Raw genomic sequence first — 1,317 nt, forward strand, 5'->3', positions numbered from 1 at the left:
GCGAAGGCCGCGAACTCCTCGCGCCGGCCGCGGCGCACGGTGTCGGCCAGCTCGCCCTCGAAGTCGCAGAAGAAGGGGAAGGGCTGGCGGCTGCCCCATTCCTCGCCCATGAACAGCAGCGGGATCTGCGGTGCCAGCAGCAGCACCGCGGTCATCGCCTCCAGCGCCGCCGGCTCGGCCAGCGCGGCCAGCCGGTCGCCGAGGGCGCGGTTGCCGATCTGGTCGTGGTTCTGCAGGAAGCCGACGAAGGCGGTGGGCGGCAGATGGGCGCTGGGCTCGCCGCGCGCGGCGCCGCGATGCTCCGACCAGTCGCCCTGGTAGATGAAGCCCTCCGCCAGGGCCCGGCCCAGCCGCGGCACCGGAATGTCAGCATAGTCGGCGTAGTAGCCGTCGGCCTCGCCAGTCAGGACGACATGGGCGGCGTGGTGCAGGTCGTCGTTCCACTGCGCGTCGTAGCGACCCTGCGGGCCGGGCGTGCCGGCCAGGCGCCGGGCCTCGTTCAGGTCGTTCTCCAGCACCAGATGGATGTGCCGGTCCAGGAAGGCGGCACGGGCGGCGTCGGCGATCTCGGTCAGGATGTCCGGCCGGCTGTGGTCGCGGATCGCGTGCACCGCGTCCAGGCGCAGCCCGTCCAGGCGGAACTCCTCCAGCCAGTACAGGGCGTTGTGGCGGAAGAAGTCGCGCACCTGCGGCCGGCGGAAGTCGATCGCCGGGCCCCAGGGCGTCAGCCGGTCCTCGTCGAAGAAGGATCGGGCATAGAGCGACAGGAAGTTCCCGGCCGGGCCGAAATGGTTGTAGACGACGTCCAGCAGCACCATCAGCCCGCGCCGGTGGGCCGCGTCGACCAGGCGCTTGAGGTCGTCCGGCGTGCCGTAGATCGAGGCCGGGGCGAAGGGCAGCACCCCGTCATAACCCCAGCCGCGCGCGCCGGCGAAATCGGCCACCGGCATCAGCTCGATCGCGGTGACGCCCAGCCCGGCGAGATGGTCCAGCCGCGCCTCCACCGCGGCGAAGCCGCCGGGCCGGCCGATGGCGCCGCAATGCAGCTCGTACACCACCGCCTCGTGCCAGGGCCGGCCGCGCCAGTCCGCCGCGTGCCAGTCATAGGCCAGCGGATCGCAGACCAGGGACGGGCCGAAGGGGCCGCCTTCCTGGGCGCGCGACGCCGGGTCCGGCACCTCGGTGCCGTCGGCCAGGCGGTAGCGGTAGGGCGTGCCCGCCGGCAGGCCCGGCACGGTCAGCCCGAACCAGCCATCGTCCAGCCGCTCGAGCGGCCGGGCCTGGCGATCCGGCCCGAGCAGCAGGGTCACGGCCGCG

The 1,317-nt window shown here is 73.5% G+C and carries 1 protein-coding gene; it reads right to left on the reverse strand.

Annotation, left to right across the window (positions count from 1 at the left end; translation table 11 throughout):
* Positions 1 to 1,317 (reverse strand): malto-oligosyltrehalose trehalohydrolase (gene treZ, locus P409_RS34545; RefSeq protein ID WP_034849433.1); only part of this gene is annotated, 1,317 nt, incomplete at both ends.

This window comes from Inquilinus limosus MP06, assembly GCF_000767795.1.
GTDB classification, from domain to species: domain Bacteria; phylum Pseudomonadota; class Alphaproteobacteria; order DSM-16000; family Inquilinaceae; genus Inquilinus; species Inquilinus limosus_E.